Source organism: Sphingomonas adhaesiva (assembly GCF_036946305.1).
Classification (GTDB): Bacteria; Pseudomonadota; Alphaproteobacteria; order Sphingomonadales; family Sphingomonadaceae; genus Sphingomonas; species Sphingomonas adhaesiva_B.
In genome coordinates, this window is sequence record NZ_JAQIJJ010000003.1 from 256,408 (window position 1) to 282,768 (window position 26,361).

Here is a 26,361-nt window from a genome sequence, read left to right on the forward strand (position 1 = left end):
AGGAGGCATTGAGCTTGTCGAAATGCCGTCTCGAAGCACATGCCCTTCGAGACGAGGCTTCGACGAGCTCAGCCTCTCCTCAGGGCGAACGGATGCTGGATCAGAACGCCCGCCCCGGCAGCGTCGGCACCACCAGCGGTGGGCGCACGCGGCGCGCCAGCTGGAACGACACCCCGATCACCGCGGCATGGTTCATGTTCGCGCGCCCGTTCACCGCGCGCTGGCGCTGGTTGAGATAGCCGAATTCCATCGCCACGTCCTCGCGCAGCGGCACCTGGAGCCCCAGGAAGGTCCACAGATCGTCATAGCCCTTGCGCGCGCCCCAATCGGCCTTGCTCAGGTTCCAGTACAATTCGGTCGAGGCGACCGCGGTCGGGCCGGCGCCCGGTTCCTTGCCCAGCGGCAGCGCGAACAGGATCTGCTGCGCGACGCGGACGTTCCATTGCTGCCCGGTCGAGCGCTTGCGCTCCTCCAGCCGGGTCTGCATCCGCACGCCGACCTTGCCGAGATTGCCGATGCGATAGCCGAATTGCTGAAAGAAACGGTCCTCGTGCAGCCCGAAGATGCGCGCGCCGTCGATATAGGCGTAGAGATAGCCGCCCGACGCGATCAGATTGTCGTTGACGCGATAGGAGATGACCGGCGGGATGATCGTGATCGGGGCGGTCGCGGCATTGGGGGTCGACCATCGCGGTTGGATATCCATCGTCGCGAACACATTGTCGCCCAGCGGCGCGGTGACCTGGACACTGCCCCAGATCTGTCCGCCGTGATTGATCTCGTCGGCATGTGCCGCGACCGGAAAAAGCAGCGCGGCGAGGAGGGCATAACGCAACATACAGGTCATCCGATCAGCAGCCCGGCCAGCGCCGCGGACATCAAATTGGCGAGGCTCCCCGCCGCCAGCGCGCGCAGTCCCAGCCGCGCGATCGTCGGGCGCTGATTGGGGGCGAGGCTGCCGGTGACCGCCATCTGGATCGCGATCGAGGAGAAATTGGCGAAGCCGCAGAGCGCAAACGTGACGACCGCGATCGTGCGCGGCGACAGGTTCGCCGCCTGCTTGCCGAGGTCGATATAGGCGACGAATTCGTTGAGCACGATCTTCTCGCCGAACAGCCCGCCGGCGATCCCCGCCTCGTTCCACGGCACGTTGAGCAGGAACATGACCGGCTGGAAGAGATAGCCCAGCAGCCCCTGGAAGCTGAGCCCGGGCAGACCGACCAGCCCGCCCAGCCCGCCCAGCAGCCCGTTGGCGAGCGCCACCAGCGCGACGAACGCCAGCACCATCGCGCCGACCGCGACCGCCAGCTTCACGCCGGTCTGCGCACCTTGCGCCGCGGCCATGATGAGATTGGCGGGCTTCTCCTCGTCATGCGTCGCCTCCGGCAACGGCTCGCCGGGTGTGCCCTCCGGCAGCAAGGCGGCGGGGCCGCGCCCGCTGACGCGCGATTCGGCCAGTGCGATCTGGCGCTCCTCGTCGGGCAGGTCGCCGAGCGGCAGTTCGCCCTCGGGCGGCAGGACGCGATCGGGCATGACGATCTTCGCCATCAGGATGCCGCCGGGCGCCGCCATGAAGCTGGCCGCGAGCAGATAGTCGATGCTGATCCCCATCGAGGCATAGGCCGCCAGGATCGTGCCGGCGACCCCCGCCATCCCGCTGGTCATCACCGTGAACAGCTGCGCCGGGGTCAGCCCCGCCAGATACGGCCGGATGACGAGCGGCGATTCGCTCTGCCCGACGAAGATGTTGGCGGCGGCGCACAGGCTCTCCACCTTCGATACGCCGATCACCTTCTCGATCGCGCCGCCGACCCAGCGCACGACGCGCTGCATCACGCCCAGATAATAGAGGATCGACACCAGGCTGGCGAAGAAGATGATGACCGGCAGCGCCGCGATCGCGAAGCTCTGCCCGCCGACGTCGGGCGCGGCGAGGCGGCCGAACAGGAACTCGGTCCCGCGCTGCGAATAGCCCAGCAATGCCGCGACCCCCGCCCGACGCACCCGCGAGCGCCGCACGCCCCGGCCCCCAATAGAGGACGATGACCGCGATCAGGATCTGCAACGCAAAGGCGCTGCCGACCACGCGCAGGCGGATCGCACGCCGATCGGCGGACAGCAGCACCGCGAGCAGCAGGATGACGACGATGCCCGCCAGGCCGATGAGGATTCTCTGCATTCTTCCGTGCGTTCCGCGTGGTGCCTGTCACGCGGCCCCCCGCGCGGAGGCGCACCTTTACACGCGTGTACGGGGCTGGCCAGCCCCTGTGCGGTTCCACTTGCGCGGCCTTGCTCGTCGCGACCGTCCGTCACCCCGGCCTTGAGCCGGGGTCCCGCTTCTTCTCCACCGTCACCGGAAAAAGCGGGATCCCGGGTCAAGCCCGGGGTGACGGGCGTGACGGACATGGCGCACCTTGCCCGCCGCGCCCGCGTTCCGCTATCGAAGCGCATGGAAACGACCCCGTCCGCCCCGCTCATCCCGCGTTCGCTGTTCGCGTTCGCGATCTTTTATGGCGGGATGGTGTGCATCGCGGGCGTGCTGGGCAACAAGCAGGTGTCGCTGGGGCCGATCTCCGCGCTGGGGCCGCTGGTGGGGTTGCCGCCGCTGGCGGTGGAGGCGGGGATCTTCGCCTTCCTGCTGCTGGTGGTCACGTCCAGCGCGGTCGCGGAACTGCACGGGCCTAGGGTGGCGGGGCGACTGGTGCTGATCGGGTTCGTGCCGCTGCTGATCTCGATGGCGCTGACGCTGATCGTGCTGGTGCTGCCGCCCGCGGCGGAGATGAGCGCGGTCCATCTCGCCGCCTTCAACCAGATGATGGGGGCGACGCCGTGGATCTGGGCCGGCGGGATCGTCGCCTATGGCGTGTCGCAGACGCTGAACGTCACGATCTTCTCGTGGTTGAAGGGGCGCGAGGGCGGGCGCCTGCTGTGGTTTCGTGCCGCGACCGCCAGCGCGCTCAGCCAGATCGTCGATTCGGTGCTGTTCATCTCGATCGCGTTCGGCCTGTCGGCGGTGGGATGGCTGATGGCGGGGCAGATGCTGGCCAAGGTGGTGCTGTCGATCGCGCTGGTGCCGCCGCTGATCTACGTGATGGTCGCGCTCGGGCGACGACTGGACGCCTGACCGCCCACGTCGCTATGGCGCAGGCCATGAGCGATCCTACCGTGACCCCCGCGCTGAAGGCCGAGACGCTGGTCGAGGCGCTGCCGTATCTCCAACGCTACGCCGGGGCGACCTTCGTCGTGAAATACGGCGGCCATGCGATGGGCGATCCCGAGGCGCAGGCCGATTTCGCCGAGGACGTCGTGCTGCTCAAGGCGGTCGGGATCAACCCGGTCGTGGTCCATGGCGGCGGGCCGCAGATCGGGCGGATGCTGAAGCGGCTGGGCGTCGAGTCGCGCTTCGTCGACGGGCTGCGCGTGACGGATGCGGAAACCGCACAGATCGCGGAGATGGTCCTCGCCGGTTCGATCAACAAGGAGATCGTCAGCTGGATCGGGCGCGCGGGCGGGCGGGCGGTCGGCATCTCGGGCAAGGACGGCGGGCTGGTGCAGGCGGAGAAGGTCGGGCGGTCCGACCCCGATCCGCTGCAGGGCATCGAGCGCAAGGTCGACCTGGGCTTCGTCGGCGAGCCGGTCGCGGTCGACCGCCGCATCATCGACACGCTGAGCGCGGACGGCATCATCCCGGTGATCGCGCCGATCGGGATCGGCGCGGACGGCCATACCTACAACATCAACGCCGATACCATGGCGGGCGCGATCGCCGCCGCGCTGGGGGCCAAGCGCTTCTTCCTGCTCACCGACGTGGCCGGCGTGCTCGACAAGCAGGGACAGTTGATGAGCGACCTGAACCCCGCCGCGGTGAAGGCGCTGCGCGAGGACGGCACGATCAGCGGGGGCATGATCCCCAAGCTGGAGACGTGCGTCGCCGCGGTGGAGGCGGGGGTGGACGCCGCGGTGGTGCTGGACGGCCGCGTGCCGCATGCGATGCTGCTGGAGATCTTCACGAAGCGCGGTGCGGGGACGCTGATCCGGCGGGGGTGACGTCGCGACCGTCATCCCAGCGAAAGCTGGGATCTCGCGATGGGACACGCACCGACAGCCGCGGGAAGACCCCAGCCTTCGCTGGGGTGACGGATGTGGGTGGCGAGGCGGTTCCCTCCTGGTCCAAGGTGCCCTATATCCACCACACACCCTTTCGGAGACGCGCCGCGTGCTGTTGCTGACCATCATCCAGATCCTGCAGGTGATCTTTCAGGTCGTCCGCTGGGTCATCCTGATCCAGTTCGTGCTGTCGCTGCTGATCGTGTTCAACATCATCAACACGTCCAGCCCCTTCATCCGCTCGCTGCACGACGGGCTGGATCGGCTGACGGAGCCGCTCTACCGCCCGATCCGCCGCTTCCTGCCCACCAGCAACGGGATCGACTTCGCGCCGATGGTGGTCCTGCTGCTGCTGGTGATCTTCAACATCATCCTGAACAATATCGCCGCGAGCATCATGGCGGGCGGCGCGCTCTGACCGCGTGGCGGGAAACCGCCGACGGGCTGACGATCGCGGTGCGCGCGACGCCGCGCGGCGGGCGTGACGCGCTGCTGGCGGGGACGGACGAGCATTTCCTCGCCCGCCTTTCCGCCGCGCCGGTCGACGGGGCCGCGAACGAAGCGCTGGTGGCGCTGATCGCCCGCCATTTCGGGGTGCCCAGGCGCGCGGTGACGCTGATCGCGGGGCAGCGCGCGCGCACGAAGCGGCTGACGATCGCGGGCGACGCCGCAACGCTGGCGAATATCGCCGCTTCGCTCTATGGCGCAGCGCCATGACGGCAGCGATCATCGACGGAAAGGCCTTCGCGGCCGGGTTGCGCACGCGCGTGGGTGCGGCGGCGGCAGGATTCACGGCGCAGACCGGGCGCAAGCCGGGGCTGGCGGTGGTGCTGGTGGGGGAGGATCCCGCCAGCGCGGTCTATGTCCGCTCCAAGGGCAAGGCGACCGTCGCGGCGGGGATGGAGAGCATCGAGCATCGCCTGCCCGCCGACACGACGCAGGATGCGCTGGTCGCACTGGTCGATCGCCTGAACGAGGATGACGCGGTCGACGGCATCCTGGTCCAGCTGCCGCTGCCCAGGCATATCGACGAACAGGCGGTGCTGATCCGCATCGATCCCGACAAGGACGTCGACGGCTTTCACCCGGTCAACGCCGGGCGGCTGGCGACGGGGATGGACGGGCTGGTGCCGTGCACCCCGCTGGGCTGCGTGATGCTGCTGAAGGACCGTCACCCCTCGCTGTCGGGGATGGAAGCCGTGGTGATCGGCCGTTCCAACATCGTCGGCAAGCCGATGGCGCAGCTGCTGCTGAAGGAAAGCTGCACCGTCACCACGGTGCACAGCCGCACCCGCGACGTCGCCGGTCACGTGCGGCGCGCCGATATCGTTGTGGCGGCGGTCGGTATTCCCGAGTTCGTGAGACCGGATTGGATCAAGCCGGGAGCCACCGTTATCGATGTCGGTATCAACCGCACGGAAGACGGGCTGGTCGGCGACGTTCATCCGGGAGCCGCCGAGGTCGCGGGCGCGATCACCCCGGTGCCGGGCGGCGTCGGGCCGATGACAATCGCGGTGCTGATGCGCAATACGCTGGTCGCCGCGCATCGCCGCGCGGGATTGCCGGCGCCGGAGGGGCTGTGATCGAACTGTTCGTCTCGGCCTTCGTCACCTTCTTCGTGGTGATCGACCCGCCGGGCTGCGCGCCGATCTTCGCCGGGCTGACCGCGGGCGCCAGCGCCGCGCACCGCCGCGCGATGGCGATCCGCGCGGTGATGGTCGCGGCCGGCATCCTGCTGACCTTCGCCTTCATCGGCGAGCCGCTACTGCACGGGCTGGGGATCGAGCTGGCCAGCTTCCGCATCGCGGGTGGCATCATGCTGTTCGTGATCGCGCTGGAGATGGTGTTCGAGAAGCGCACCCAGCGGCGCGAGGATCGCGCATCGAAGATCTCGCCGGAGGAGGCGGACGACGTCTCGATCTTCCCGATGGCGATGCCGATGATCGCAGGACCGGGATCGATCGCGACGGTCATGCTGCTGATGGCGCGCGCGCACGGCATCACCAATTCGGCGGTGGTGATGGCGGCGCTGGGCGCGAACCTGCTGCTGATGCTGGTCGCGCTGCTGGCGGCGGGGCCGCTGATGCGCGTGCTAGGCGCGAAGATCGAGGCGGTCATCACGCGGCTGCTCGGCGTGCTGCTGGCGGCGCTGGCGGTGCAGTTCGTGATCGACGGCGTGGTCGAGCAGTTGAAGTAGGGGTGTCACCCTCACCCTTCCGGCGCTGCGCGCCTCCCTCCCTCTCCCGCCGGGAGAGGGAAGGGGCCCATCGGCAAAGCCGATGGGAAGGGTGAGGGCGACTTTCTACTCCACCCGAAACGCCCGGAACGGCGACCCCTTCACCAGCGGCACCGGCACCAGCCAGTCGAACGTCTTCCCCCGCGCCAGCTGGCTGTAGAATCCCGCCGGTGCCTTGGCGCGGTAATTGGTCGATTCCGCCATATTGGGGCACACCAGCAGGATCGTCGCGCCGTGCCGCTTCATGATCGCGCGCGCCTCCGCCGGAGAGCGTTCGAACGCGTGATGCACGTCCAGGATCGCATCGCCGTTGCGGTGATACGGCCCCGCGATCGCATCGTGGTGCGTCAGCGTGATGAGCCGGGGGCCGAGGTCGACGAAGGTGAACATCGTCTGCGCCGGCAGGCGGTTGAGCGGCGCCATCGCCGGGATCGTCAGGCAGCGCCCGGTGGCGCGGTTGACGCGCTGCACATAGGGTTTGGGCGAGTCGATCCGGAACCAGTCGATCGCCAGTTGCGCGAACGATCCCGACAGCACGACGAAGGCGGCGATCGCGGCGAACCCCTTGGCGAAGCGGTGGCGCGGCGCGAGCAGCCACGGCACCAGCATCCACGCCAGCGCCGCCGCACCGGGGATCGCGAGCAGCTGCGCCGCCGGCCCCGCGCGCGCCTGCCACAACAGCATCAACCCCGCGAACGCGCCGAACAGCGCGACGCACGCCCAGCCCAGCACGCGCTGGTCGGCGCGCGCGCGCCACGTCGCCAGCATCGCGCCGATGAGGCCGATCAGCGGCAGCGTGACGATCGGCAGCGCGACGCGCAGCGGGTGTTTGTAGATCGGCTTCGCCTCGCGCACGTTCGCGAGCCAGGTCGCATAGAGTTCGGGCGAGACCTGTTCCGGCCGCCCGAGGCATTGCGGGAAGGCGAGCGCGAAGAACGCCGCCAGCGCGGCGCCCGCCGCCACGGTCAGCGCCAGCCGCACCCCGGCGTGCCGCGGCGACCACAAGGCCAGCGCCAGCAGCAGCGCGCCCGCCAGCACCATCGTCGACAGCCACACCGGCGTCAGCGCGTCGCACCGCAGCACGCGGTTGGCGTAGGAGGTGAAGCCGGCATAGCCCGCCGCGGTGCCGCCGCCCAGCGCCAGCGCATAGGCCATCAGCCGCGGGCGCTCCGCCACGTCCCACACCCAGGACAGCGCGATGATCCCCCCCGCCATCGCGGCATAGGGCAGCATCTCCAGCCCGATCGTGAACGACACCGCGGTCGCCACGCCGACCAGCGCGCCGCCACGCGCACGCGCCGGGTCGCACAATCCCGCCACCGTCACCGCCAGCATCGCCAGCTGCCACCCGTGGTGGTCGATCCGGTCGGGCATGAACATGCCCAGGCACACGGTGGTGGCGAGGAACAGCGCGATGCCCAACGGCCAGGCGAGCGGCGCGACCAGCCGGCGGATCGTCGCCCCCAGCGCCACCAGCGCGACCGCCATCGGCAGCATCGGCGCGATGCCGCACGCCAGCCGCTCCGCCTGCGCCACCCCGACGATCGGGCGCAGCAGCACGATCAGCGCGGCGATCGGCAGGTCGACCAGCCGCGACCAGTGGATGTCGAACCCCGCGGGCGGGTTCAGCCGGTAATTGCGCAGGTCGAACCAGCCCTGTCCCGCCAGCCACGCGCGCACCTGCATCAGCCGCATATTGTCGTCGGTATCGCCCAGCGACAGCCATTGGATCGCGGTCCACCGCTTCCACAGATACCAGACCATGATGACCGCCCAGGCGTAGAGCGTCAGGCGGATCCAGCGGCGGTCGAGCATCTGCGCCGCGCGCGTCAGCAGGGGGTCGGTCAAAAGGCTTCCTTCACCGGCGCCGCCCTATTAGAGGCGCCTTCGCGGCGGCGTGCTTACGCCTCGCCACGCAAAGGGCAAGGTCTTGGCAGCGGCACGTTTCCCCTCCTTCGTCAGCGCGGCGCGTCGGGAGACGTTCTGGCAATTGGTCCGCTTCGGCGTGACCGGAGGGGCGATGACCGCTTTCTATGCCGCGATCTACTGGCCGCTCGCCACCTATGTCATGAACCCCAATCTGGCGGTGGTGATCGCGTTCCTGGCCGCGACCACGCTGGGGCGGTTCGCGCACGGCGCGGTCAGTTTCCGCGGCTATGGCACGCGCAATGCGCGGACCGCGCGCCGATTCTTCCTTGTCCAGCTGTTCGGGTTCGTGCTTCAGCAGGGTTTCACCTGGGTGCTGGTCACCGGCCCCTTCTTTCACGGCCCGACATGGTGGCCGCTGGTCCCCGCCGTCTCGGTGGTGCCGCTGCTCACCTTCTGGCTGCAACGCAATTGGGTTTTTCGATAGATTATGGACCGCCGCGTCTATGACCGCATGGCCGAGCATGATTTCACCCATTGGTGGTATCGCGCGCGCCGCGACATCCTGTCCGACTATCTGACGCGCTATGCCGCGCTGCCCGCGGACGCCTCGATCCTGGAGATCGGGTGCGGCACCGGGCACAATCTGCCGATGCTGGCGCAGTTCGGCACCGTCGACGCGATCGAGATCGATCCCGCGGCGCGTGCCATCGCCGGCCAGCGGCTGGGGCGCCCGGTGGGCGAGGCGCCGCTGCCCGCGCTGCCCGGCGTGCCGCGCGGCAGCTACGACCTGATCGCGGTCCTCGACGTGGTGGAGCATATCGAGGACGATGTCGCCGCACTGGCGGCGATGCGCGACTGCCTGGCGCCGGGCGGCAAGGTGCTGATCGCGGTGCCCGCGCATCAGTGGATGTGGAGCGCGCACGACGTCGTCAACCACCACCACCGGCGCTATTCGAAGGCCGGGCTGGTGAAGGCGATCCGCGCCGCCGGGCTGAAGGAGCGCGAGCTGACCTACTTCAACTCGCTGCTGTTCCCGCTGGCCGCCGCGGCGCGCGTGGCGGGGCGCGTGACGGGCCGCGACGACAGCGACGATTCGCCCCCGGCCGCGCCGGTCAACGCGCTGTTCGAGCGCATCTTCCGCGTGGAGCGGCATCTGGTCGGGCGCGTGCCGATGCCGATCGGCGTGTCGATCCTGACGCTGGCGGAGCGGGCCTGATCTTTTCAAGCCCCTCCCCTTCAGGGGAGGGGTTGGGGGTGGGGGGTGGGGGTGCCTCGCAGAGAGTGCCGCCTTTGACTGCCCCACCCCAACCCCTCCCCTGAGGGGGAGGGGCTTTTTTGAGCTATTCCCCGATCAGATGCAGCACCACCTGCCGCCGGTGCGGCGCGGCACGGTGTTCGAACAGGTACACGCCCTGCCACGTCCCCAGCACCATTCGCGCGTCCGCCACAGGGATCGACAGCGACACGGCGGTCAGTGCGGTCTTCAGATGCGCGGGCATATCGTCAGGCCCTTCGTCATCATGTTCGTAATCGCGCGACTCGGGGGCAAGCCGCGCGAAATAGCGCTCCAGATCGCGGCGCACCGCCGGCGCGGCATTCTCGTTGATGAGGAGCGAGGCGGAGGTGTGGCGGCAGAAGACCGTCAGCAGCCCCGTGGCGATCCCCTGCGCCGCCAGCCAGCGTGCCGTCTCGTCGGTGATCTCGACCAGCCCCGCCCCATGCGTCGCGATCGTCAGCACGGTCTGCGCCTGCCGCATCAGAACAGCCGCCCGCCGTTCGGCACCGCGACGCCGGGCGTCACCAGCACCACCTTGCCGTCCATGTCGGGAAAGCCGAGCGTCAACACCTGCGACATGAACCGGCCGATCTGGCGCGGGGGGAAGTTGACCACCGCCGCCACCTGCCGCCCGACCAGATCCGCGCAGGTGTAATGTTCGGTGATCTGCGCCGACGACCGCTTCATGCCCAGCGTCGCGCCGAAGTCGATCGTCAGCTTGTAGGCGGGCTTGCGCGCCTCCGGGAACGGCTCCGCGGCGACGATCGTGCCGACACGCACGTCGACCTTCAGGAAATCGTCGAACGCGATCTCCGGCGCGGCGCCCGAGTCTGCCTCGTGCGTGACGTGCATCAGAAGTCCGGATTCTCGTAGTAATTGGGCGGTTCGATCCCGCTGATCCGCTCGGCCAGCAGCGGGCGGAAGCTGCGCCGGCTCTTGAACGCCGAATACCACGCCTTGGTATGCGTATGTCCGGTCCAGTCGATCCCGCCCAGATAGTCCGCGACCGAAATCTGCGCCGCCGCGGCGAGGTCGGCGAGGCTGATCGTCGGCCCGGCGATCCATTTGCGATGATCGAGCAGGAAATCGATATAGTCGAGGTGCCCGACCGCGCTCTTCATCGCCTCGCGCAGCCGCGACGCGTCGGGGGTGGTGCGGTGGACGATGCGCTTCATCATCCGCTCGTCGAGCAGCGGCTGCGTCACGTCGCGGTGGAAATGCGTGTCGAACCACGCCACCAGCCGGCGGATCTCGGCGCGATTGGCGGCGGTGCCGTTGATCATCGCCGCGCGCTCGACCGTCTCCTCGAAATATTCGCAGATCGCCATCGAATCGACCAGCACCACGCCGCGCTCGTGATCGGTCATCACCGGGGTCTGCCCGGCGGGATTCATGTCGACGAAGGCGTCGCGGCGTTCCCATGGATTCTCGCGAACCAGTTGATAGCCCACGTCCTTTTCATTGAGGAGCGTGCGCAGCTTGCGCGTGAAGGGACACAGCGGGAACTGATAGAGCTGCCACATAAGCCGACGCTGTTAGGCGCAAAGGGCAGGGTGGGGGAAGCGGCTTCGTCGGGCGGGTGCCACTTCCCGGCTCTCGACTTTCCAGCCAGTTGCTGTATTAAGGCAGCATGGCAGCGCTCAGCAGCGACGACTCCCCCGTCTATCTCCGTCTGCGCGGAACCATCGCGGCGGCGATCCTGCGCGGCGACTATGGCGCGGGCGACCAGCTGCCCTCGGTCCGCGCGCTCGCCGCGGAGCATGGCGCCAACCCGCTGACCGTCGCCAAGGCGTATCAGAGCTTTCAGGACGACGGCTATGTCGAGGTCCGGCGCGGCGTCGGCATGTTCGTGCTGGCGGGTGCGGCGGAGCGGCTGCGTGATGCGGAGCGGGCGGATTTCGTGGCACAGCAATGGCCGCGCATCCGCGAGCGGATCGACCTGCTGGGGCTCGATGCGGCGGACCTGCTGGAACGCCGCCCCGCCTGACGCTATGCTGCGGCGGATGATGCGCCGTCTGTTCCCGCTCGCCCCCGTTCTCGCGCTGGCCGCCTGCCAGCAGCAGCCCCAGGCACCGGCGGCCACGCCGACCCCCACACCCGCCGCCTCGCCCTCGCCGACCGCCACGCCGGCCCCCGTGCTGGCGCGCTACGTCGGCAGCTATCCCAGCGACACGGTGGGCGCGACCAGCTTCCTCGCCGATCCGGCGGTGCGCGACGCGGTGGCCTCTGCGGTGTCCGACCCGGCGGTGCGCGAGCGCGTGCTGGATGCGGAGGCGACCGCCACCCCGGTCGCGCTGGTCGAGGGGCGGGTGCTGTCCTACGCCTGCGAACCGCACAATTGCGGCCCGCACAATTGGGCGATCTCGGTCACGCCGGACGCGAAGACCGCGGCGGTCTGCTATTACGATCAGGATGCGCAGGTGGCGCGCTGGTATCCGGAGGGTGCAGGCCCGAACCCGGAGGGCGGCTGCCCGTCGGGGGACTGAATTCCTGCGCGTCACCCCGCGCTTGACCCGGGGTGACGGAGGGAGGCTCGACAACCGCCTCGGCAAACCCGACACTCCGCGCGACCAACGGGAGAGGGCGTTCATGATCCGCGTGCATCATCTGGAACAGTCGCGGTCGTTCCGCGTGCTGTGGCTGCTGGAGGAACTCGGCCTCCCCTACGAACTGGTCGAATACAGCCGCGACCCCAAAACCCGGCTCGCCCCGCCCGAACTGGAACGCGTCAACGCGCTCGGCAAGTCGCCGGTAATCGAGGATGGCGCGGTCACGCTGATCGAATCCGGCGCGATCATCGATTATCTGATCCGGCGGCGCGGCGGCGGGCGGTTCGCGCCGGACCCCGCCACCGCCGACTATGACCGCTACCAGATGTGGCTGCATTATGCGGAAGGCTCAGCGATGCTGCCGGTGATGCTCAACCTCTACGTCACCACCCGCGGCGGGGAGACGCCGCCGCTGCGCGCGCGGATCAACGACGAACTGGTGCGCCATCGCGACTATATCGCCGCCGCGCTGGCCGATGGCGGTTATCTGGTCGGGCCGGCGCCGACCGGTGCCGACGTCAATCTGGCATTCGTCGCGGAGCTGCTCGACGCGGCCGCGCCGGGCGCGGCGACGCCCGCGATCCAGGACTGGCTGACGCGGCTGAAGGCGCGCCCGGCGTATCGCGCGGCGATCGAACGCGGCGGCGATCCCGCGTTGCGCCGCGGGTGAATTGACCCGCGATCATGGCGCTGTAGCGTGGCGCGGATGATCGATCCGACCGCTCTCACCCGCCGCGCCACGCTGGCCACCCTCGCGACCGGCGCCGCCCTCGCGGTGGCTCCCGTTCGTGCCGCCGCCACGTCCGTCACGCCGGCCGCCGCCCTGCTCGACCGGCTCGCGTGGCAGCTGCTGGAACTCGACCCGACACAGGCGACGCGGCTCGGCGTCGACACCGGCGCGCATGCCGCGTTGCGCGGCGCGGCGGAGGATCGCACCCCGGCGGGGGTGGAGAAGCGCCGCCGCTTCCTGGTCGACGCGCGGGCGCGACTGGCGCGCGTGTCGCGCACCGGCGTGGACGATGCGACGCGCACCAGCCTCGCGGTCGCGGACAGCGCGTTCGGCACCGCGCTGGACGGCATGGCGCTGCCCTATGGCGATGCCACGATCGGCCAGTGGCGCAACACGCCCTATGTCGTCGTGCAGAATGTCGGCGCGTGGCTCGACGTGCCGCAGCAGCTGGACGGCGACCAGCCGGTGCGCACCCGCGCCGATGCCGAGGCGTATCTGGCGCGGATGGCGGCGATGGCGGCGCAGCTGGATGGCGAGACGGTGCGCATCCGCGCCGCACGGGCGCAGGGCCTCGTCCCGCCCGCCTTCCTGCTCGACACGACCATCGCCGGCATGACGCGCACGATCGCGGAGGCGGCGAAGGAGGACGGTCCGCTGATCGGCCCGTTGCGCCGCAAGGGCGCCGCCGTCCCCGGCGACTGGGCCGCGCGTGCGCAGCGCATCGTGCGCGGCGCGATCGTCCCCGCGCTGGAGCGCCAGCTCGCCGAGCTGCGCGCCGAACGTGCGGTTGCCACCGATGCGGCGGGGATGGGCACCCGGCCGCACGGTCCCGAATGGTATGCCTGGGGGCTGCGCGCCAGCACCACGACGCGGCGCACGCCCGCGGAGATCCACGAACTCGGCCGCACCCTGCTGGTGGAGCTGGGCGCGCAGATGGACACGATCCTGCGCGGCTTCGGGCTGACGCAGGGCAGCGTCGCGGAACGTGCCACCGCGCTCCAGCGGCGCCCCGACATCGCCTTCCTCGATAATGACGACGGCCGGCGCCAGATCGTCGCCTATATGCAGGCGCGGATCGACGCGATCCGCCCGCAGCTGCCGCGCGCCTTCCGCACGCTCGTCCCCGGCAAGCTGGAGATCCGCCGCATGCCGGCGGCGCAGGAGGCCGGCGCGCCCGCCGCCTATGGCGGGCCGGGGTCGCTCGACGGCTCGATCCCGGGCAAGGTGTGGGTCAATCTGGGCGATCCGACGATCCACAATCGCGTGACGATCCCCGACCTCGTCTATCACGAGGGGATTCCCGGCCATGTCTGGCAGGGCGATTATGCGCAGCAGCTGCCGCTGATCCGCTCGATCCTCGCCTTCAACGCCTATTCGGAGGGCTGGGCGCTCTATGCCGAGCAGCTGGCCGACGAACTGGGCATGTATGCCGACGATCCCGCCGGACGGCTCGGCTATCTGATGGGGCTGTCGTGGCGCGCGGTGCGGCTGGTGGTCGACACCGGCATTCATGCGATGGGCTGGTCGCGGCAACAGGCGCGCGAGACGTTCATCGCCGCCACCGGCCTGCCACGCAGCAACGCCTATAGCGAGGTCGACCGTTACTGTGCGTGGCCGGGGCAGGCATGCGGCTACATGCTCGGCCGGGTGGAGATCGTGGCGCTGCGCGACCGTGCGAAGGCGGCACTGGGACCGCGCTACGACCTGCGCGATTTCGATCAGGCGGTGGTGGGCGGCGGCAACGTGCCGCTCGACGTGCTGGGGGCGAATGTGGACCGGTACATCGCAGCGGCGCGGGGATAGGTCGTCATGCCGGACGTGATCCGGCATCCATGGTTCCGCAGGCGCTGGCGTCCGCGGCGAGATGGACCCCGGGTCAAGCCCGGGGTGACGATCGCGATCCCTGCATGTGCGGCAGTGCCATCCTATAGCGCCCGCGCGTCACCCTGCGCATACAGATGCGTGCACAATTGCGCCTCCGGCGTGTCGCCCGGTTCCAGCGCGGCGACCGTGACCCAGCCCTGTGCGCGCATCGCCGCCCCCGCCTCGGCCGGGGTGCCGTGCGGCAGGAACAGCCGCCGCCGCACCGCTGCGGGCGGATCGCCCAGCAGGCGGTCGGCATAGAGCGAGAAGCCGGTCGCCGCCTCCTCCGCGCCGCCCTCGTGCACCACCATATAGGTGCCGCCACGCCCCAGTTCCGCGGTCGCGGTGCCGCCGAACAGCGAGAAGCCGAGCCAGGTCTGATATTCGAACCCGTGCCGCTCGGTCGGGTCCAGCGTCATCGCCACCCGGTCCCCCAGTGCCGCGGCGATCGCGGCCAGTCCGTCGAGCCGCGAGGCGAGCGTGCCGTCGCGATCGAACGCGCGCAGCCGCTCCATCGCCGGCGCGAACGGCCCCGCCGCCTCGACCAGCGGGAGATAGGCGGGCGCCAGCGCGGCGACCCCGCCGGCGTCCTTCGCGTCCAGCCGCTCGCGCAGCCGTTCCAGCACGTCGGCCGCGACCGGCAGCGGCCCCGCCGCGAGCGCGTCGACCAGATCGGGCAGCGTGAAGTCGATCGACGGCTGCGGCACGCCCGCCGCCGCCAGCGCCTCGATCGCGACGGTCGCGACTTCCTGTGCCGCGGCGACCGAATCCAGCCCGAACAGCTCGGCGCCGATCTGCCGCGTCTCGCGCGCGGGCGACAGTTGCGACGCGCGCAGCTTCAGCACCGATCCGGCGTAGCTGAGCCGCACCGGGCGCGGATGATGCGCCATCCGCGTCGCGGCGATCCGCGCCGCCTGCGCGGTCAGGTCGGGCCGGATCGCCAGCGTGCGCTGCGACACCGGATCGACGTAGCGCACCGCATCGTGCAGCGCGCCGGCCTTCAACCGCGACCCCAGCCCCTCGGCGAATTCAGCGAGCGGCGGGTCGACGCGCTCATAGCCATGCGCATGGATCGCCGCGAGCACGCGCGCCTCGACCGCGGCGGCGCCGTCGGCGAACGGGGGCAGGCGGTCGCGCAGACCTTCGGGCAGCAGGGCGGTCATAGGAAGTCGTCCGATAGCCCTCTCCCCTGTGGGGAGAGGGTTGGGTGAGGGGCCGCCGCAAGCGCAGCGCCGATGCAGTGCAGGACGCCATCCACGTTCGTCATCACATCGGCATTGGTGAAGCGCATCACGCTATAGCCCTGAGCCTCTAGCCACGATGTGCGGCGTCCGTCCCGCGCTTGATCGACGTGGGTATCGCCGTCAACCTCGATGATGAGGCGCTGCGACCGTGCGCAGAAATCGGCGATATAGGGTCCGATCGCGACCTGTCGGCTGAACTTGACCCCGTGGAACCGTCGTCCGCGCAGCGCGAGCCAGAGGCGGGTCTCCGGTTCGCTCATCTCTCTCCGCATGCGGCGCGCACGGTCGCGGAGGACGGGGTCGTGTTGCATCGGTGGAGATCATCACGGGCGTTTTCACCCGCGGCAACCCCTCACCCAACCCTCTCCCCAGAGGGGAGAGGGCTAAGCAGAAGAAAAGCCCTCTCCCCCTCGGGGAGAGGGTTGGGTGAGGGGTAGATGTCTCACCGAGAACAACCCGCCCGGATCAGAACGACAACCCCATCGCCGTCTTCACCCCCGGCAGCGCCTTCACCTGCGCCAGCAGCTCCGGCGACACGTCGCCATCCACCGACAGCAGCAGCACCGCCTCGCCGCCGGCCTGCCGCCGCCCGAGGTGGAAGGTGCCGATATTGACCCCCGCCTCGCCCAGCAGCGTGCCGAGCCGTCCGATGAACCCCGGCGCGTCCTCGTTGACCACGTACAGCATCGGTCCGGCGAGATCGGCCTCGACCTTGATCCCGAACAGCTCGACCAGCCGCGGCGCGGCATCGCCGAACAGCGTGCCGACCACCGATCGCTCGCCGTCCGCGGTGCGCACCGCGACGCGCAGCAGCGTGTGGTAATCGCCCTCGCGTTCGGTGCGGATCTCGCGCACCTCCATGCCGCGGTCGCGCGCCAGCACCGGCGCGTTGACCATGTTGACCGTGTCGGTCTGCGTGCGCAGGAAGCCGGTCAGCACCGCGCTGGTCAGCGGCTTCGGATTGAGGTCCGCCGCCGCGCCCTCGCGGTGGATCGACACGCGGTCGATCGCGCCGGTCGCCAGCTGCCCGACCAGCGAGCCCAGCTTCTCCGCCAGCCCCATATACGGACGCAGCTTCGGCGCTTCCTCCGCCGACAGGCTGGGCATGTTGAGCGCGTTGGTGACGCCGCCGTTGACCAGATAGTCCGCCATCTGCTCGGCCACCTGGATCGCGACGTTCACCTGCGCCTCGTTGGTCGAGGCGCCCAGATGCGGCGTGGAGATGAAGTTGGGCGTCCCGAACAGCGGCGATTCCTTCGCCGGCTCGGTCACGAACACGTCCAGCGCCGCGCCCGCGATATGCCCGCTGTCCAGCCCCGCCTTCAGCGCCGCCTCGTCGATCAGCCCGCCACGCGCGCAATTGACGATGCGCACGCCCTTCTTGGTCTTGGCTAGATTTTCCGCCGACAGGATGTTGCGCGTCTGGTCGGTCAGCGGCGTGTGCAGCGTGATGAAGTCGGCGCGCGCCAGCAACTCGTCCAGCGTGACCTTGGTCACGCCCAGCTCGACCGCGCGCTCCTCGGTCAGGAACGGGTCGAACGCGACGACCTTCATCTTCAGCCCCAGCGCACGATCGGCGACGATCGAGCCGATGTTGCCCGCACCGATCAGCCCCAGCGTCTTGGCGGTCATCTCGACCCCCATGAAGCGGTTCTTCTCCCACTTGCCCGCCTGCGTCGAGGCGTCCGCCTCCGGCAGCTGGCGCGCGAGCGCGAACATCAGCGCGATCGCGTGCTCGGCGGTGGTGATGGAGTTGCCGAACGGGGTGTTCATGACGACCACGCCCTTCGCGGACGCCGCGGGGATGTCGACATTGTCGACGCCGATCCCGGCGCGGCCGACCACCTTCAGGTTGGTGGCATGGTCGAGGATGTCCTTGGTGACCTTGGTCGAGCTGCGGATCGCAAGACCGTCATACTGGCCGATGATCGCCTTGAGTTCGTCCGGGGTCTTGCCGGTGATCTCGTCCACCTCGACCCCGCGCTCGCGGAAGATCTCGGCGGCGCGCGGGTCCATCTTGTCGGAAATCAGTACCTTGGGCATGATGAATTGCTCCTTTGTGCAATTCGTCATCCTGACGAAAGTCAGGATCTCGGGCGGCAGGGGTGTCCTTGCGGCGGGAGATCCCAGCCTTCGCTGGGATGACGTATGATCAGAAATCTCCCTCTCCCCGGCGGGGAGAGGGTCGGGGTGAGGGGTAGGGGCCTCGCAGAGGGCAGCGCTCGCGGCGGCCCCTCACCCAACCCTCTCCCCGCAGGGGAGAGGGCTAGAGGAAATCAGCCGCGCGCCTCGGCATAGGCCCAGTCGAGCCACGGCCCGAGCGCCTCGATGTCGGCGGTGTCGACGGTCGCGCCGCACCAGATGCGCAGTCCCGGCGGCGCATCGCGATAGCCGCCGATGTCGAGCGCGGCGCCCTCCGCCTCCAGCAGCGACACCATCTTCTTGATGACCGCTTCGTCGGCATCCACCGTCAGGCAGACGCTGGTCTTCGACCGCGACGCTTCGTCCTGCGCCAGATGCCCCAGCCAGTCGCGCTCCGCGACGATCCGGTCCAGCGCCGCGGCATTGGCGTCGGAGCGCGCGATGAGGCCGCCGGCGCCCAGCGACTTGGCCCATTCCAGCGACCAGATCGCATCCTCGACCGCCAGCATCGACGGCGTGTTGATCGTCTCGCCCTTGAACACGCCCTCGGTCAGCTTGCCCTTGGAGACGAGGCGGAACACCTTGGGCAGCGGCCACGCCGGCGTATAGCTCTCCAGCCGCTCGACCGCGCGCGGACCCAGGATCAGGACGCCGTGCGCGCCTTCGCCGCCCAGCACCTTCTGCCAGCTGAAGGTCGCGACGTCGATCTTGTCCCATGGCAGGTCGTAGGCGAACACGCCGCTGGTCGCGTCGGCGAAGGACAGCCCCTCGCGGTCGTCGGCGATCCAGTCGCCGTCGGGGACGCGCACGCCGCTGGTGGTGCCGTTCCAGGTAAAGAGAACGTCGTTCGACCAGTCGACCGCCTTCAGGTCCGGCAGCTGGCCGTAATCGGCGCGCAGCACATGGGGATCGATCTTCAGCTGCTTGACCGCATCGGTCACCCAGCCCTCGCCGAAGCTCTCCCACGCCAGCGCGGTGACCGGGCGCGCGCCCAGCATCGTCCACATCGCCATCTCATAGGCGCCGGTGTCGGAGCCGGGGACGATGCCGATGCGGTGCGTGTCGGGCAGGTTGAGCAGTTCGCGCATCAGGTCGATGCAATATTGCAGCCGCGCCTTGCCCAGCTTGGAGCGGTGCGAGCGGCCCAGCACCTCGGTCGCGAGCTTCGCGGCATCATAGCCAGGCGGCTTCGCACAGGGGCCGGACGAGAAATGGGGGCGTGCCGGCTTGGCGGCGGGCTTCTCGCCGCGCACAAGGGTGGCGTCGGCGGCAGTCGAATCAGTCATGTCAGACTCTCCTCACAGAGAGCACGCGCGGCGTTGGGACCGCGTGGCCCGTCGACGGCCCTAGCGGCGGTAACGCAGGTTGGCAACCACCTGTCGCGCCGATGAGTCGGTCCGTCACCCCGGACTTGTTCCGGGGTCCACGGTGCCGCAAGACGAGCGCATGTGGGGTAAGCGGATGGGTGGATGCCGGAACAGGTCCGGCATGACGGTAGTGTCGTTGGCCCTGACCCTCGCCGCCTGCGGCCGTTCCGACCGACCCGCTCCCGTCGCGCCGCCGCGTCCCGAGGTGCAGGCGCCGTCCGACCGCGAGACCGCGCAATGCCTTGCCGACCTGCGCGCGCTAGGCGTCGACTATCAGCGGCTGCCCGATCGCCCCGCAATGGGGCCGGGCTGCGGACTGGTCGGCACGGTCAAGCTGCTCGACATCGGCGTGCCGACCGCCAATCTGGGCGCGGTCCGGTGCGGCGAGGCGCGCGCCTATGCCGCCTGGGCGCGCAACGGCGTCGCCCCGGCGGCATACCAGATTCTCGGCTCGGAGCTGACGCGCGTCATCAGCATGGGCAGCTATGCCTGCCGCGACACGGTGGGCACCAGCGGTCCGGCGCGCCGCTCCGGCCATGCCATCGCCAATGCGATCGACATCGGTGCGTTCGAGCTGAAGGACGGGCGCCGCATCTCGGTGCTGCGCGACTGGAACTCGCCCGATCCCGACATCCGCCGCTTCTTCGAGACGATCCGCACCTCCGCCTGCCGCCGCTTCGGCACCGTGCTCACCCCCAATTTCAACGCCGCGCACCGCGATCACTTCCACCTGGAGGATGACGGCAAGAGCTTTTGCCGCTGATTCAGCCGACTTGCAGCCGTCACACCGCGTGACTACACCCCGCGGATGACAGAAACCCGCGTTCCCAGCCGCGTCTTCCCGCGCGCGAAACAGGATGCCGAGGTCGCGAAGACCGGCATCTCCACCCCCCAGACCGAAAGCCCGGCGTACACGCTCGCCTTTCAGGACATGGATTTCCTGCTGCGCGAGGATCTGCGCCCGGTCCGCTTCCAGCTCGAACTGCTCAAGACGCAACTGATCTTCGAGGAAGCGCATATCGGCTCCACCTTCGTCTTCTACGGTTCGGCGCGCATCCCGGAACCGTCGAAGGCGCAGGCGCTGCTCGACCTCGCCACCGACGAGAAGAGCCGCCGCATCGCCGAGCGGCTGGTGGCGAAGAGCAAATATTACGATATGGCGCGCGAACTGGCGCAATTATGCTCCAATTTCCCGCGCGACGAGGCGGGGAAGCGGCATTTCGTCGTCTGCTCGGGCGGCGGCCCCTCGATCATGGAGGCGGCGAACCGCGGCGCGGCCGACGTCCATGCCGAATCGATCGGGCTGAACATCGTATTGCCGCATGAACAGGCGCCCAATCCCTACGTCACCCCGGCGCTCAGCACGCAATTCCACTATTTCGCGCTGCGCAAGATGCACTTCCTGCTCCATGCGCGCGCGCTGGCGGCGTTCCCGGGCGGGTTCGGCACGTTCGACGAATTGTTCGAGCTGCTCACCCTGATCCAGACCGGCAAGGTGGAGCCGATGCCGGTGCTGCTGTTCGGGCGCGAGTTCTGGGAACGCGTCGTCAATTTCGAGGCGCTGGTCGAGGAAGGCGTGGTGTCGGAGCGCGACCTGGGCATCTTCCGCTATGTCGAAAGCGCAGCGGAGGGCTGGGCCGTGGTGCAGCAATTCTATCAGGATCGCGCCGCACGGACGGGGCGCTGACCAGCCCCGCTTGGCACGCGCGTAGCTAAGGTTGCTGTCAGCCCGCGCGATTTCGTGGAGAGTGGCGCGATGCGAGCGATCGAGAACGACATGGTGGCGAGCGACTGGCCCGTGGAGGCGATCGCGACGGAACTGGGCGCGGCGCGCGACGACTGGCGCGCCGCGCATCCGCGCCACGCCGATGTCGGCGCCGCGGGCTTCCCCTCGCGCCGCGTGATGCGCGGGGTGGTGGAGGATCTGTCCGCCGCCTTGTTTCCCGCGCGGCTGGGGCATGACGGCGCGCCGCCGCGCGACGAGGACGGGTTCGTCCGCCGCATGCTGGCGTCCGCGCTGGAACGGCTGGAGCAGCAGGTGCGGCTGGAGCTGGTCCACCAGCGCGTCGACCCGGCGCGGGCGCGCGGCATCGTGCTGTCCTTCGCCGCGCGGCTGCCCGCGATCCGCCGCGCGCTCGACAGCGACGTCGAGGCCGCCTTCGCGGGCGATCCGGCGGCACGCAGCGTGGACGAGATCCTGTTGTGCTATCCGTGCGTCACCGCGATCCTGTGCCACCGGCTGGCGCACGAACTCTATCGGCTGGACGTCACCTTGGTGGCGCGAATGATCGCGGAGATCGCGCATTCCGACACCGCGATCGACATCCACCCCGGCGCGACGATCGGCCGCGGTTTCTTCATCGACCATGGCAGCGGGGTGGTGATCGGCGAAACCGCGGTGATCGGCGAGCGCGTGCGCTTGTACCAGGCGGTGACGCTGGGCGCGCGCAGCTTCCCCGCGGACGAGGACGGCACGCTGATCAAGGGCATCGCGCGCCACCCGGTAATCGAGGACGATGTCGTGATCTACGCCGGCGCCACCATCCTGGGGCGGGTGACGATCGGCGCCGGGTCGGTGATCGGCGGCAACGTCTGGCTGACCGAAGGCGTCCCGCCCGGCAGCGTCATCCACCAGGCCTGCGCGGAACGCGCGACGGTGGCGGCGACGCTGCCTGCCGGCCATGTCGTGGCGGAGGAAGTGCGGGGGTGATGCTCGCGTCACCCCGGGCCTGACCCGGGGTGACGCTTCTTTTTCGACGTGGGTGGGAGAAGCGGGGCCGCGGATCGAGTCGCTGCGCGTCGTCACCGCGACCTTCCCGATGGGACCCCGGCCTTCGCCGGGGTGGCGTACTTGTCTGAATGCGACAAGCACCGATCAAGTCCGGGGTGACAGAGGGCGCGCGACGGACCTTCTTCCACAAAGCGACGTTGCCGCCGCGATCGATCCCCGCGATGGAGCGTCCATGATCCTCTCCACCACCGCCACCTGGGGCATTTGCGCGCTCTCCACCGCGGGCGTCATCGTGCGGCCGTTCCGCTGGCCGGAGGCGATCTGGGCGGTGCTGGGCGCGATGCTGCTTCTGGTCGCCGGGCTGCTGCCGCCGTCCGCCGCCTGGGCGGCGGTGGGGAAGGGGAGCGACGTCTATCTCTTCCTGATCGGGATGATGCTGCTGAGCGAGACGGCGCGGCGCCACGGCCTGTTCGACTGGGTCGCGGCGACCGCGGTGCGCCATGCGCGCGGATCGACGCCGCGGCTGTTCGCTCTGGTCTATGCTGCCGGGGTCGTCACCACCACCTTCCTGTCGAACGATGCGACCGCGGTGGTGCTGACGCCCGCGGTCTATGCCGCCGCGCGCCATGCACGCGCCGATCCGCTGCCGCTGCTGTTCGCCTGCGCGCTGATCGCCAACGCCGCCAGCTTCGTGCTGCCGATCTCCAACCCGGCGAACCTCGTCCTTTACGGCGGGACGATGCCGCCGCTGGGGCAGTGGTTCGCGTCCTTCGCATTGCCCTCGCTGGGCGCGATCGTGGTGACGTTCGTCGCGTTGCGCTGGGCCGAGCGCGCGCGGATCGCGGGGGCGTGCGCGCGCGATGTCGAGCGTTCCGCGCTATCGGCCGGCGGCAAGGCCGCGCTGGCGGGGATCGTCGCCACCGCCGGGGTGCTGCTCGCGGCGTCGGCGTTCGATCGCGAACTGGGGCTGCCGACGTGCATCGCGGGGGTCGCCACCACCGCGTTCGTCGCGGCGATGGCGCGCACCTCCCCGATCGGCGTCGCGCGCGACGTGTCGTGGAGCGTGCTGCCGCTGGTGGCGGGATTGTTCGTGCTGGTCGAGGCGCTGGACCGCAGCGGGGTGATCGCCGCGATCGCCGCCTGGCTGCGCGCGCTGTCGGCCGATCCGGCGCGCGCCGCGACGGTGGCGGGCGGCGCGCTGGCGCTGGGATCGAATCTCATCAACAACCTGCCCGCGGGTCTGATCGCCAGCGAGGCCGTGGCGCAGGCGCATCCGCCACGGCTGGTGATCGACGCGCTGCTGATCGCGGTCGACCTCGGCCCCAATCTGTCGATCACCGGATCGCTGGCGACGATCTTGTGGCTGCAGGCGATCCGGCGCGAGGGCGAGGATGTCGGCTTCTGGCGCTTCCTGAAGGTGGGCGCGGTGACGATGATCCCCGCGCTGGCGGCGGCGCTGGGGGCACGGTTGCTGATCGGATAGGGCGAATCACCCGGCGTCGAGCGACCCCTCGGCGCGCGCCGCGCGCAGTTCGTCGAGCCGCGCCAGCAGCATCGTGCGGCGTTCCTCCACCGCGCCCGCCGGGCTCAGCTGCGGCGTCACGTTCGCCGCGATCGAGCGGAGCGCGGCCGCAGTCTGCCGGGGCGACACGCCGCCGATCCGCTCGGCCAGCCGCGTCGCCACCGCCCGCGCGATCCGCGCCGGTGTGAAGCGGCTGGGCGACGGTGCGGCATCCTCCATCCCCCAGCGCGCGAAATGGCCGAACGCCTGCTCCTCGCCGATCGGCACCGGGCGAGCCAGCGCGCCGATCCCCGGCCGCCCGAACCGCGCCAGCGCATCGGGCGAGGGCGGGCGGATCGCGACGAAGTTCAGCGGGGTGCGGACCGATGCGGTCCAGTCGAACCACTTGAACAGCGGCAGGTTGGCGGTGGTGACGATCGCGATCCACGGGATGCGCAGCACGTCCGCCATGATCGCGCCGTGGAGCGATTCGGTGATGACCAGCGGCGCGGTGGCGATCTGTGCGATGACGGTCGCGGGTTCCTGCATCGGATCGACCAACGTGTGGCCGGCGATCTCGCACGCCTCCGCCCAGCCGCCGACCAGCAGCGATTCCCAATGCGGCACCACGATCGGCTTCGCCGATGGCGTGGCCGCACGCGCGATGCCCAGCAGTTCGGGCGTCATGATGCCGCCGTCGACGATCGCGCGGTCGGCGGGCAGCCCCAGCGCGCGCGCGCTCAGCGGGCCGCGCACGCACCAGAAGCGATAGTCGCGCTGACGCTCACCGATCCGGTCGTAGCCGACGCCGCTGCTGAACACATGGATGCGGCGCACGCCGGGGAAGGGGCGGCCGATCAGCGTGCCCGTCCCCAGGAAGCCGTGCTCCGCTTCCTCCGCGGGATGGCCGAACAGATCGGGCGCCAGCCGCGGCCAGACGATCTCGTTCAGGTCGTCGCCGAAATTGGGGTGGGTGCCCCGAAAATACAGTAGTTTCATCGCACTCGTCCGGTCGAACCGCCACACGTGTCGGCGCAGCGACGACGATCACGCATGATGACAGGCGCGGCAGAATAGGGGGATACCGTCGCCGCCTGACTAGCGGCCTGGTGCACGATCATCAAGGGTTTGGCTACATCCGCGGATAGAGCAGCGCGGCGGCCACGGCGGCGCCGGCCAGCCCGGCGGCTGCCAGCACCGCAAAGATGGCGAGCGCGCTGGACAGGCCCAGCACCGCCACCGCCACGGTGGAGGCGAGATAGGAGGCCGCGCCGGCGGCGGCGAGCGGAATGAAGCAGTTCCACAGGAAGAGCGACGCGAGATGCCCGCGTGCATCGCCGGCGGCCACGAACTCCACCCCCGCGAAGACGATGTTGCGCACCAGGACACCGATGGCCACGACCAGCACCCCGAACTTGGCCAGCCCCAGGATCACCACGACGCTGATCGCCGCGGCCCAGAAACCGATCCGCAGCAGCAGCGCGTTACGTCCGGTCGCGGTCAGCAGCGCGCCGGCCACGCCTCCCAAGGCGCGCGCCAGCCCGCTGAGCCCGAGCAGCGCGACGATGGGCGCGGCTGCGGCCCAATGCCATCCGAAGATGAACGGCACCGCAATGTGCGCATGGAGCGCCAGCACGACCAGCGGCGCCCCGCACACCAGCGAGATCGCGGCGATGCCGCGCCCGATATGGTGCGTGCGATGGGCGGCGTCGGCGGTGGAGAAGATGGGCTGGAACAACATCTGGCCGAACGACGACATCAGCGAGATCGCGAACATCTCTATCCGCTTGCCGAGATTGTAGAGCCCCAGTTGCGAGGGCATGATCATCGTGCCCAGCAGGAGCTGGTCGAAATAGTTGAAGCCGACGGCGGTGAGCCGCACGCCCGTCGCGCGGGCGCTTTCCACGGCCATCTCGCGCATCGCATGCGGGTGCCAGCGCGGCATGACGGCAGCGCCGGTGCCGGCGGCGGTCATAACATAGACCGTCAGTGACTGAAGGACGTAATAGCTGATGAGGCCCAGCGGCGGGGTGGCGACGAATGCGATCGCCAGTCCGCCGGCGCCCGCGATCAGCCCCGCGGCCAGCCCACGTGCGCCAAGCCGCTTGAACGCCATGCGACGCGCCAGAACCGCCTGCGGCTGCATGACGAGATAGTCGAGCAGGATCTTCAGTCCGAGCAGGATCGACACCGTCGGCGGCGCCGCGCGCATGACCAGCGGCGACGCCACCACCAGCACCGCGAAGACCGATGCCAGTCCGATCCCCGACAGCGCGAACACCGCCGCCGCGCTTTCATAATACACATGGTCGCTTTCGGGATGCCGGATGACGACGTCGTACACGCCTTGCGGTCCCAGCGCCTTGATCACCTCCAGCGCGGCGACCGCGATGATGATGGGCGAAATCTCGCTGGGACTCATCATCCGCGCGAAGAGCACGAAGACGCCTAGCGGGATCAGGACGGTCGCCCCGCCGTTGAGCGCCGACCAAACCGCCCCCGAGCGTGTGGCGCCGGGGCCGGACAGCCCGATGACGACGGACGCAGGCATGGTGTTCACCGAACCCGGTGGTGGTGAGATGTCGGCCGACAAGAACAGTTCCCCCGAGTACTGATCGTACTGCCTTTTCGCGCGCCCGAATCGCGGGGCACGCTTGATGGCGTCTGGCGGATTTCAGCTATGGCGGCGAGTCTAATCTTCGCCTCGCGCCGCCAAAACCGTACACTTGGCGCAATGTCGCCAATA

27 protein-coding genes and 1 pseudogene are annotated in these 26,361 nt (G+C 69.6%); 16 read left to right on the forward strand and 12 right to left on the reverse strand.

The window, feature by feature from the left end:
* Window positions 1–100: 100 nt before the first annotated feature.
* The gene (locus PGN14_RS04665) at window positions 101–838 is read right to left on the reverse strand and encodes a DUF2490 domain-containing protein (protein ID WP_335298266.1); all 738 of its coding nucleotides are present in this window, start codon (window positions 836–838) and stop codon (window positions 101–103) included.
* Window positions 839–843: 5 nt separating this feature from the next.
* A pseudogene (locus tag PGN14_RS04670) lies at window positions 844–2,179 on the reverse strand (NupC/NupG family nucleoside CNT transporter).
* Between the two features lie 270 nt (window positions 2,180–2,449).
* Between PGN14_RS04670 and PGN14_RS04675 the strand changes: the two are divergent.
* From PGN14_RS04675 to PGN14_RS04700, 6 genes are all read left to right on the forward strand, one after another.
* Complete coding sequence (locus PGN14_RS04675; protein ID WP_335298267.1) at window positions 2,450–3,124, forward strand: queuosine precursor transporter; 675 nt, start codon at window positions 2,450–2,452, stop codon at window positions 3,122–3,124.
* A 26-nt stretch (window positions 3,125–3,150) separates the two neighbouring features.
* On the forward strand, window positions 3,151–4,047 hold the full coding sequence (gene argB, locus PGN14_RS04680) for an acetylglutamate kinase (RefSeq protein WP_335298268.1): 897 nt from the start codon (window positions 3,151–3,153) through the stop codon (window positions 4,045–4,047).
* Window positions 4,048–4,216: 169 nt separating this feature from the next.
* The gene (locus PGN14_RS04685; RefSeq protein ID WP_335298269.1) at window positions 4,217–4,525 is read left to right on the forward strand and encodes a YggT family protein; all 309 of its coding nucleotides are present in this window, start codon (window positions 4,217–4,219) and stop codon (window positions 4,523–4,525) included.
* A 26-nt stretch (window positions 4,526–4,551) separates the two neighbouring features.
* Window positions 4,552–4,824 (forward strand): DUF167 domain-containing protein, encoded by a 273-nt coding sequence (locus PGN14_RS04690; protein ID WP_335298577.1) that lies wholly within the window; start codon window positions 4,552–4,554, stop codon window positions 4,822–4,824.
* Entirely contained in the window at window positions 4,821–5,690 is an 870-nt protein-coding gene (folD, locus tag PGN14_RS04695) for a bifunctional methylenetetrahydrofolate dehydrogenase/methenyltetrahydrofolate cyclohydrolase FolD (RefSeq protein WP_335298270.1), read from the forward strand. The genes PGN14_RS04690 and folD overlap by 4 nt, the downstream gene beginning before the upstream one ends.
* Complete coding sequence (locus tag PGN14_RS04700; protein ID WP_335298271.1) at window positions 5,687–6,304, forward strand: MarC family protein; 618 nt, start codon at window positions 5,687–5,689, stop codon at window positions 6,302–6,304. Before folD ends, PGN14_RS04700 begins: the two co-directional genes overlap by 4 nt.
* Before the next feature lie 105 nt (window positions 6,305–6,409).
* On the opposite strand, the gene PGN14_RS04705 is transcribed toward PGN14_RS04700, so the two are convergent.
* The gene (locus PGN14_RS04705; RefSeq protein WP_335298578.1) at window positions 6,410–8,158 is read right to left on the reverse strand and encodes an AcrB/AcrD/AcrF family protein; all 1,749 of its coding nucleotides are present in this window, start codon (window positions 8,156–8,158) and stop codon (window positions 6,410–6,412) included.
* Window positions 8,159–8,273: 115 nt separating this feature from the next.
* On the opposite strand from PGN14_RS04705, the gene PGN14_RS04710 reads away from it, so the two are divergent.
* Both PGN14_RS04710 and PGN14_RS04715 read left to right on the forward strand, forming a co-directional pair.
* The gene (locus PGN14_RS04710) at window positions 8,274–8,696 is read left to right on the forward strand and encodes a GtrA family protein (RefSeq protein ID WP_335298272.1); all 423 of its coding nucleotides are present in this window, start codon (window positions 8,274–8,276) and stop codon (window positions 8,694–8,696) included.
* 3 nt (window positions 8,697–8,699) lie between these two features.
* Window positions 8,700–9,428, forward strand: coding sequence for a class I SAM-dependent methyltransferase (locus tag PGN14_RS04715; protein ID WP_335298273.1), 729 nt, complete (start codon window positions 8,700–8,702; stop codon window positions 9,426–9,428).
* A 124-nt stretch (window positions 9,429–9,552) separates the two neighbouring features.
* Here PGN14_RS04715 and PGN14_RS04720 read toward each other — a convergent pair whose 3' ends face one another.
* The 3 genes from PGN14_RS04720 to PGN14_RS04730 are packed head-to-tail and all read right to left on the reverse strand — an operon-like array spanning window position 9,553 to window position 11,011.
* The gene (locus tag PGN14_RS04720; RefSeq protein WP_335298274.1) at window positions 9,553–9,969 is read right to left on the reverse strand and encodes a secondary thiamine-phosphate synthase enzyme YjbQ; all 417 of its coding nucleotides are present in this window, start codon (window positions 9,967–9,969) and stop codon (window positions 9,553–9,555) included.
* Window positions 9,969–10,340, reverse strand: a complete 372-nt coding sequence (locus PGN14_RS04725; protein WP_335298275.1) for a tRNA-binding protein — start codon at window positions 10,338–10,340, stop codon at window positions 9,969–9,971. The genes PGN14_RS04720 and PGN14_RS04725 overlap by 1 nt, the downstream gene beginning before the upstream one ends.
* On the reverse strand, window positions 10,340–11,011 hold the full coding sequence (locus tag PGN14_RS04730) for a glutathione S-transferase family protein (protein ID WP_335298276.1): 672 nt from the start codon (window positions 11,009–11,011) through the stop codon (window positions 10,340–10,342). Before PGN14_RS04730 ends, PGN14_RS04725 begins: the two co-directional genes overlap by 1 nt.
* 107 nt (window positions 11,012–11,118) lie before the next feature.
* On the opposite strand from PGN14_RS04730, the gene PGN14_RS04735 reads away from it, so the two are divergent.
* The 4 genes from PGN14_RS04735 to PGN14_RS04750 all read left to right on the forward strand — a co-directional run bounded on the left by PGN14_RS04735 (window position 11,119) and on the right by PGN14_RS04750 (window position 14,570).
* Window positions 11,119–11,475 (forward strand): GntR family transcriptional regulator, encoded by a 357-nt coding sequence (locus PGN14_RS04735; RefSeq protein ID WP_335298277.1) that lies wholly within the window; start codon window positions 11,119–11,121, stop codon window positions 11,473–11,475.
* A 16-nt stretch (window positions 11,476–11,491) separates the two neighbouring features.
* Window positions 11,492–11,974, forward strand: a complete 483-nt coding sequence (locus tag PGN14_RS04740; protein WP_335298278.1) for a hypothetical protein — start codon at window positions 11,492–11,494, stop codon at window positions 11,972–11,974.
* A gap of 103 nt (window positions 11,975–12,077) precedes the next feature.
* Window positions 12,078–12,707: a glutathione S-transferase family protein gene (locus tag PGN14_RS04745; RefSeq protein WP_335298279.1), complete on the forward strand. Its 630-nt coding sequence runs from the start codon at window positions 12,078–12,080 to the stop codon at window positions 12,705–12,707.
* A 36-nt stretch (window positions 12,708–12,743) separates the two neighbouring features.
* Window positions 12,744–14,570, forward strand: coding sequence for a DUF885 domain-containing protein (locus PGN14_RS04750; protein ID WP_335298280.1), 1,827 nt, complete (start codon window positions 12,744–12,746; stop codon window positions 14,568–14,570).
* A 122-nt stretch (window positions 14,571–14,692) separates the two neighbouring features.
* On the opposite strand, the gene PGN14_RS04755 is transcribed toward PGN14_RS04750, so the two are convergent.
* The 4 genes from PGN14_RS04755 to PGN14_RS04770 all read right to left on the reverse strand — a co-directional run bounded on the left by PGN14_RS04755 (window position 14,693) and on the right by PGN14_RS04770 (window position 19,302).
* Entirely contained in the window at window positions 14,693–15,793 is a 1,101-nt protein-coding gene (locus PGN14_RS04755) for an ATP phosphoribosyltransferase regulatory subunit (protein WP_335298281.1), read from the reverse strand.
* Window positions 15,790–16,134 (reverse strand): endonuclease domain-containing protein, encoded by a 345-nt coding sequence (locus PGN14_RS04760; protein WP_335298282.1) that lies wholly within the window; start codon window positions 16,132–16,134, stop codon window positions 15,790–15,792. The genes PGN14_RS04755 and PGN14_RS04760 overlap by 4 nt, the downstream gene beginning before the upstream one ends.
* A 205-nt stretch (window positions 16,135–16,339) precedes the next feature.
* On the reverse strand, window positions 16,340–17,917 hold the full coding sequence (gene serA / locus PGN14_RS04765; protein WP_335298283.1) for a phosphoglycerate dehydrogenase: 1,578 nt from the start codon (window positions 17,915–17,917) through the stop codon (window positions 16,340–16,342).
* Between the two features lie 233 nt (window positions 17,918–18,150).
* Window positions 18,151–19,302: a phosphoserine transaminase gene (locus PGN14_RS04770; RefSeq protein ID WP_335298284.1), complete on the reverse strand. Its 1,152-nt coding sequence runs from the start codon at window positions 19,300–19,302 to the stop codon at window positions 18,151–18,153.
* A gap of 202 nt (window positions 19,303–19,504) precedes the next feature.
* Here PGN14_RS04770 and PGN14_RS04775 point away from each other — a divergent pair, with 202 nt between their 5' ends.
* The 4 genes from PGN14_RS04775 (at window position 19,505) to PGN14_RS04790 (ending at window position 23,597) form a co-directional block, all read left to right on the forward strand.
* Window positions 19,505–20,146 carry an extensin family protein gene (locus PGN14_RS04775; RefSeq protein WP_443019453.1) on the forward strand — a complete coding sequence of 214 codons (642 nt, stop codon included), beginning with the start codon at window positions 19,505–19,507 and terminating at the stop codon, window positions 20,144–20,146.
* Between the two features lie 45 nt (window positions 20,147–20,191).
* Window positions 20,192–21,070: an LOG family protein gene (locus PGN14_RS04780; RefSeq protein ID WP_335298285.1), complete on the forward strand. Its 879-nt coding sequence runs from the start codon at window positions 20,192–20,194 to the stop codon at window positions 21,068–21,070.
* Window positions 21,071–21,139: 69 nt separating this feature from the next.
* Window positions 21,140–22,093, forward strand: a complete 954-nt coding sequence (gene epsC, locus PGN14_RS04785) for a serine O-acetyltransferase EpsC (protein WP_335298286.1) — start codon at window positions 21,140–21,142, stop codon at window positions 22,091–22,093.
* A 253-nt stretch (window positions 22,094–22,346) separates the two neighbouring features.
* Window positions 22,347–23,597, forward strand: coding sequence for an arsenic transporter (locus PGN14_RS04790; protein ID WP_335298287.1), 1,251 nt, complete (start codon window positions 22,347–22,349; stop codon window positions 23,595–23,597).
* 6 nt (window positions 23,598–23,603) lie between these two features.
* Here PGN14_RS04790 and PGN14_RS04795 read toward each other — a convergent pair whose 3' ends face one another.
* Window positions 23,604–24,614 (reverse strand): polysaccharide pyruvyl transferase family protein, encoded by a 1,011-nt coding sequence (locus PGN14_RS04795; protein ID WP_335298288.1) that lies wholly within the window; start codon window positions 24,612–24,614, stop codon window positions 23,604–23,606.
* Window positions 24,615–24,747: 133 nt separating this feature from the next.
* The gene (locus PGN14_RS04800) at window positions 24,748–26,166 is read right to left on the reverse strand and encodes an oligosaccharide flippase family protein (RefSeq protein ID WP_335298289.1); all 1,419 of its coding nucleotides are present in this window, start codon (window positions 26,164–26,166) and stop codon (window positions 24,748–24,750) included.
* Window positions 26,167–26,361: the final 195 nt, after the last annotated feature.

Bases quoted from the DNA above. Each gene is read 5' to 3' on its own strand.
- PGN14_RS04675 (WP_335298267.1), top strand. From the start codon at position 2,450: ATGGAAACGACCCCGTCCGCCCCGCTCATCCCGCGTTCGCTGTTCGCG.
- PGN14_RS04705 (WP_335298578.1), bottom strand. From the start codon at position 8,158: ATGCTCGACCGCCGCTGGATCCGCCTGACGCTCTACGCCTGGGCGGTC.
- PGN14_RS04795 (WP_335298288.1), bottom strand. From the start codon at position 24,614: ATGAAACTACTGTATTTTCGGGGCACCCACCCCAATTTCGGCGACGAC.
- PGN14_RS04755 (WP_335298281.1), bottom strand. From the start codon at position 15,793: ATGACCGCCCTGCTGCCCGAAGGTCTGCGCGACCGCCTGCCCCCGTTC.
- PGN14_RS04790 (WP_335298287.1), top strand. From the start codon at position 22,347: ATGATCCTCTCCACCACCGCCACCTGGGGCATTTGCGCGCTCTCCACC.
- serA (WP_335298283.1), bottom strand. From the start codon at position 17,917: ATGCCCAAGGTACTGATTTCCGACAAGATGGACCCGCGCGCCGCCGAG.
- PGN14_RS04780 (WP_335298285.1), top strand. From the start codon at position 20,192: ATGACAGAAACCCGCGTTCCCAGCCGCGTCTTCCCGCGCGCGAAACAG.
- PGN14_RS04760 (WP_335298282.1), bottom strand. From the start codon at position 16,134: ATGAGCGAACCGGAGACCCGCCTCTGGCTCGCGCTGCGCGGACGACGG.
- PGN14_RS04750 (WP_335298280.1), top strand. From the start codon at position 12,744: ATGATCGATCCGACCGCTCTCACCCGCCGCGCCACGCTGGCCACCCTC.
- argB (WP_335298268.1), top strand. From the start codon at position 3,151: ATGAGCGATCCTACCGTGACCCCCGCGCTGAAGGCCGAGACGCTGGTC.
- PGN14_RS04745 (WP_335298279.1), top strand. From the start codon at position 12,078: ATGATCCGCGTGCATCATCTGGAACAGTCGCGGTCGTTCCGCGTGCTG.
- PGN14_RS04725 (WP_335298275.1), bottom strand. From the start codon at position 10,340: ATGCACGTCACGCACGAGGCAGACTCGGGCGCCGCGCCGGAGATCGCG.
- epsC (WP_335298286.1), top strand. From the start codon at position 21,140: ATGCGAGCGATCGAGAACGACATGGTGGCGAGCGACTGGCCCGTGGAG.
- PGN14_RS04800 (WP_335298289.1), bottom strand. From the start codon at position 26,166: ATGCCTGCGTCCGTCGTCATCGGGCTGTCCGGCCCCGGCGCCACACGC.
- PGN14_RS04740 (WP_335298278.1), top strand. From the start codon at position 11,492: ATGATGCGCCGTCTGTTCCCGCTCGCCCCCGTTCTCGCGCTGGCCGCC.
- PGN14_RS04730 (WP_335298276.1), bottom strand. From the start codon at position 11,011: ATGTGGCAGCTCTATCAGTTCCCGCTGTGTCCCTTCACGCGCAAGCTG.
- PGN14_RS04775 (WP_443019453.1), top strand. From the start codon at position 19,505: ATGACGGTAGTGTCGTTGGCCCTGACCCTCGCCGCCTGCGGCCGTTCC.
- PGN14_RS04720 (WP_335298274.1), bottom strand. From the start codon at position 9,969: ATGCGGCAGGCGCAGACCGTGCTGACGATCGCGACGCATGGGGCGGGG.
- PGN14_RS04665 (WP_335298266.1), bottom strand. From the start codon at position 838: ATGTTGCGTTATGCCCTCCTCGCCGCGCTGCTTTTTCCGGTCGCGGCA.
- PGN14_RS04770 (WP_335298284.1), bottom strand. From the start codon at position 19,302: ATGACTGATTCGACTGCCGCCGACGCCACCCTTGTGCGCGGCGAGAAG.
- PGN14_RS04735 (WP_335298277.1), top strand. From the start codon at position 11,119: ATGGCAGCGCTCAGCAGCGACGACTCCCCCGTCTATCTCCGTCTGCGC.
- folD (WP_335298270.1), top strand. From the start codon at position 4,821: ATGACGGCAGCGATCATCGACGGAAAGGCCTTCGCGGCCGGGTTGCGC.
- PGN14_RS04715 (WP_335298273.1), top strand. From the start codon at position 8,700: ATGGACCGCCGCGTCTATGACCGCATGGCCGAGCATGATTTCACCCAT.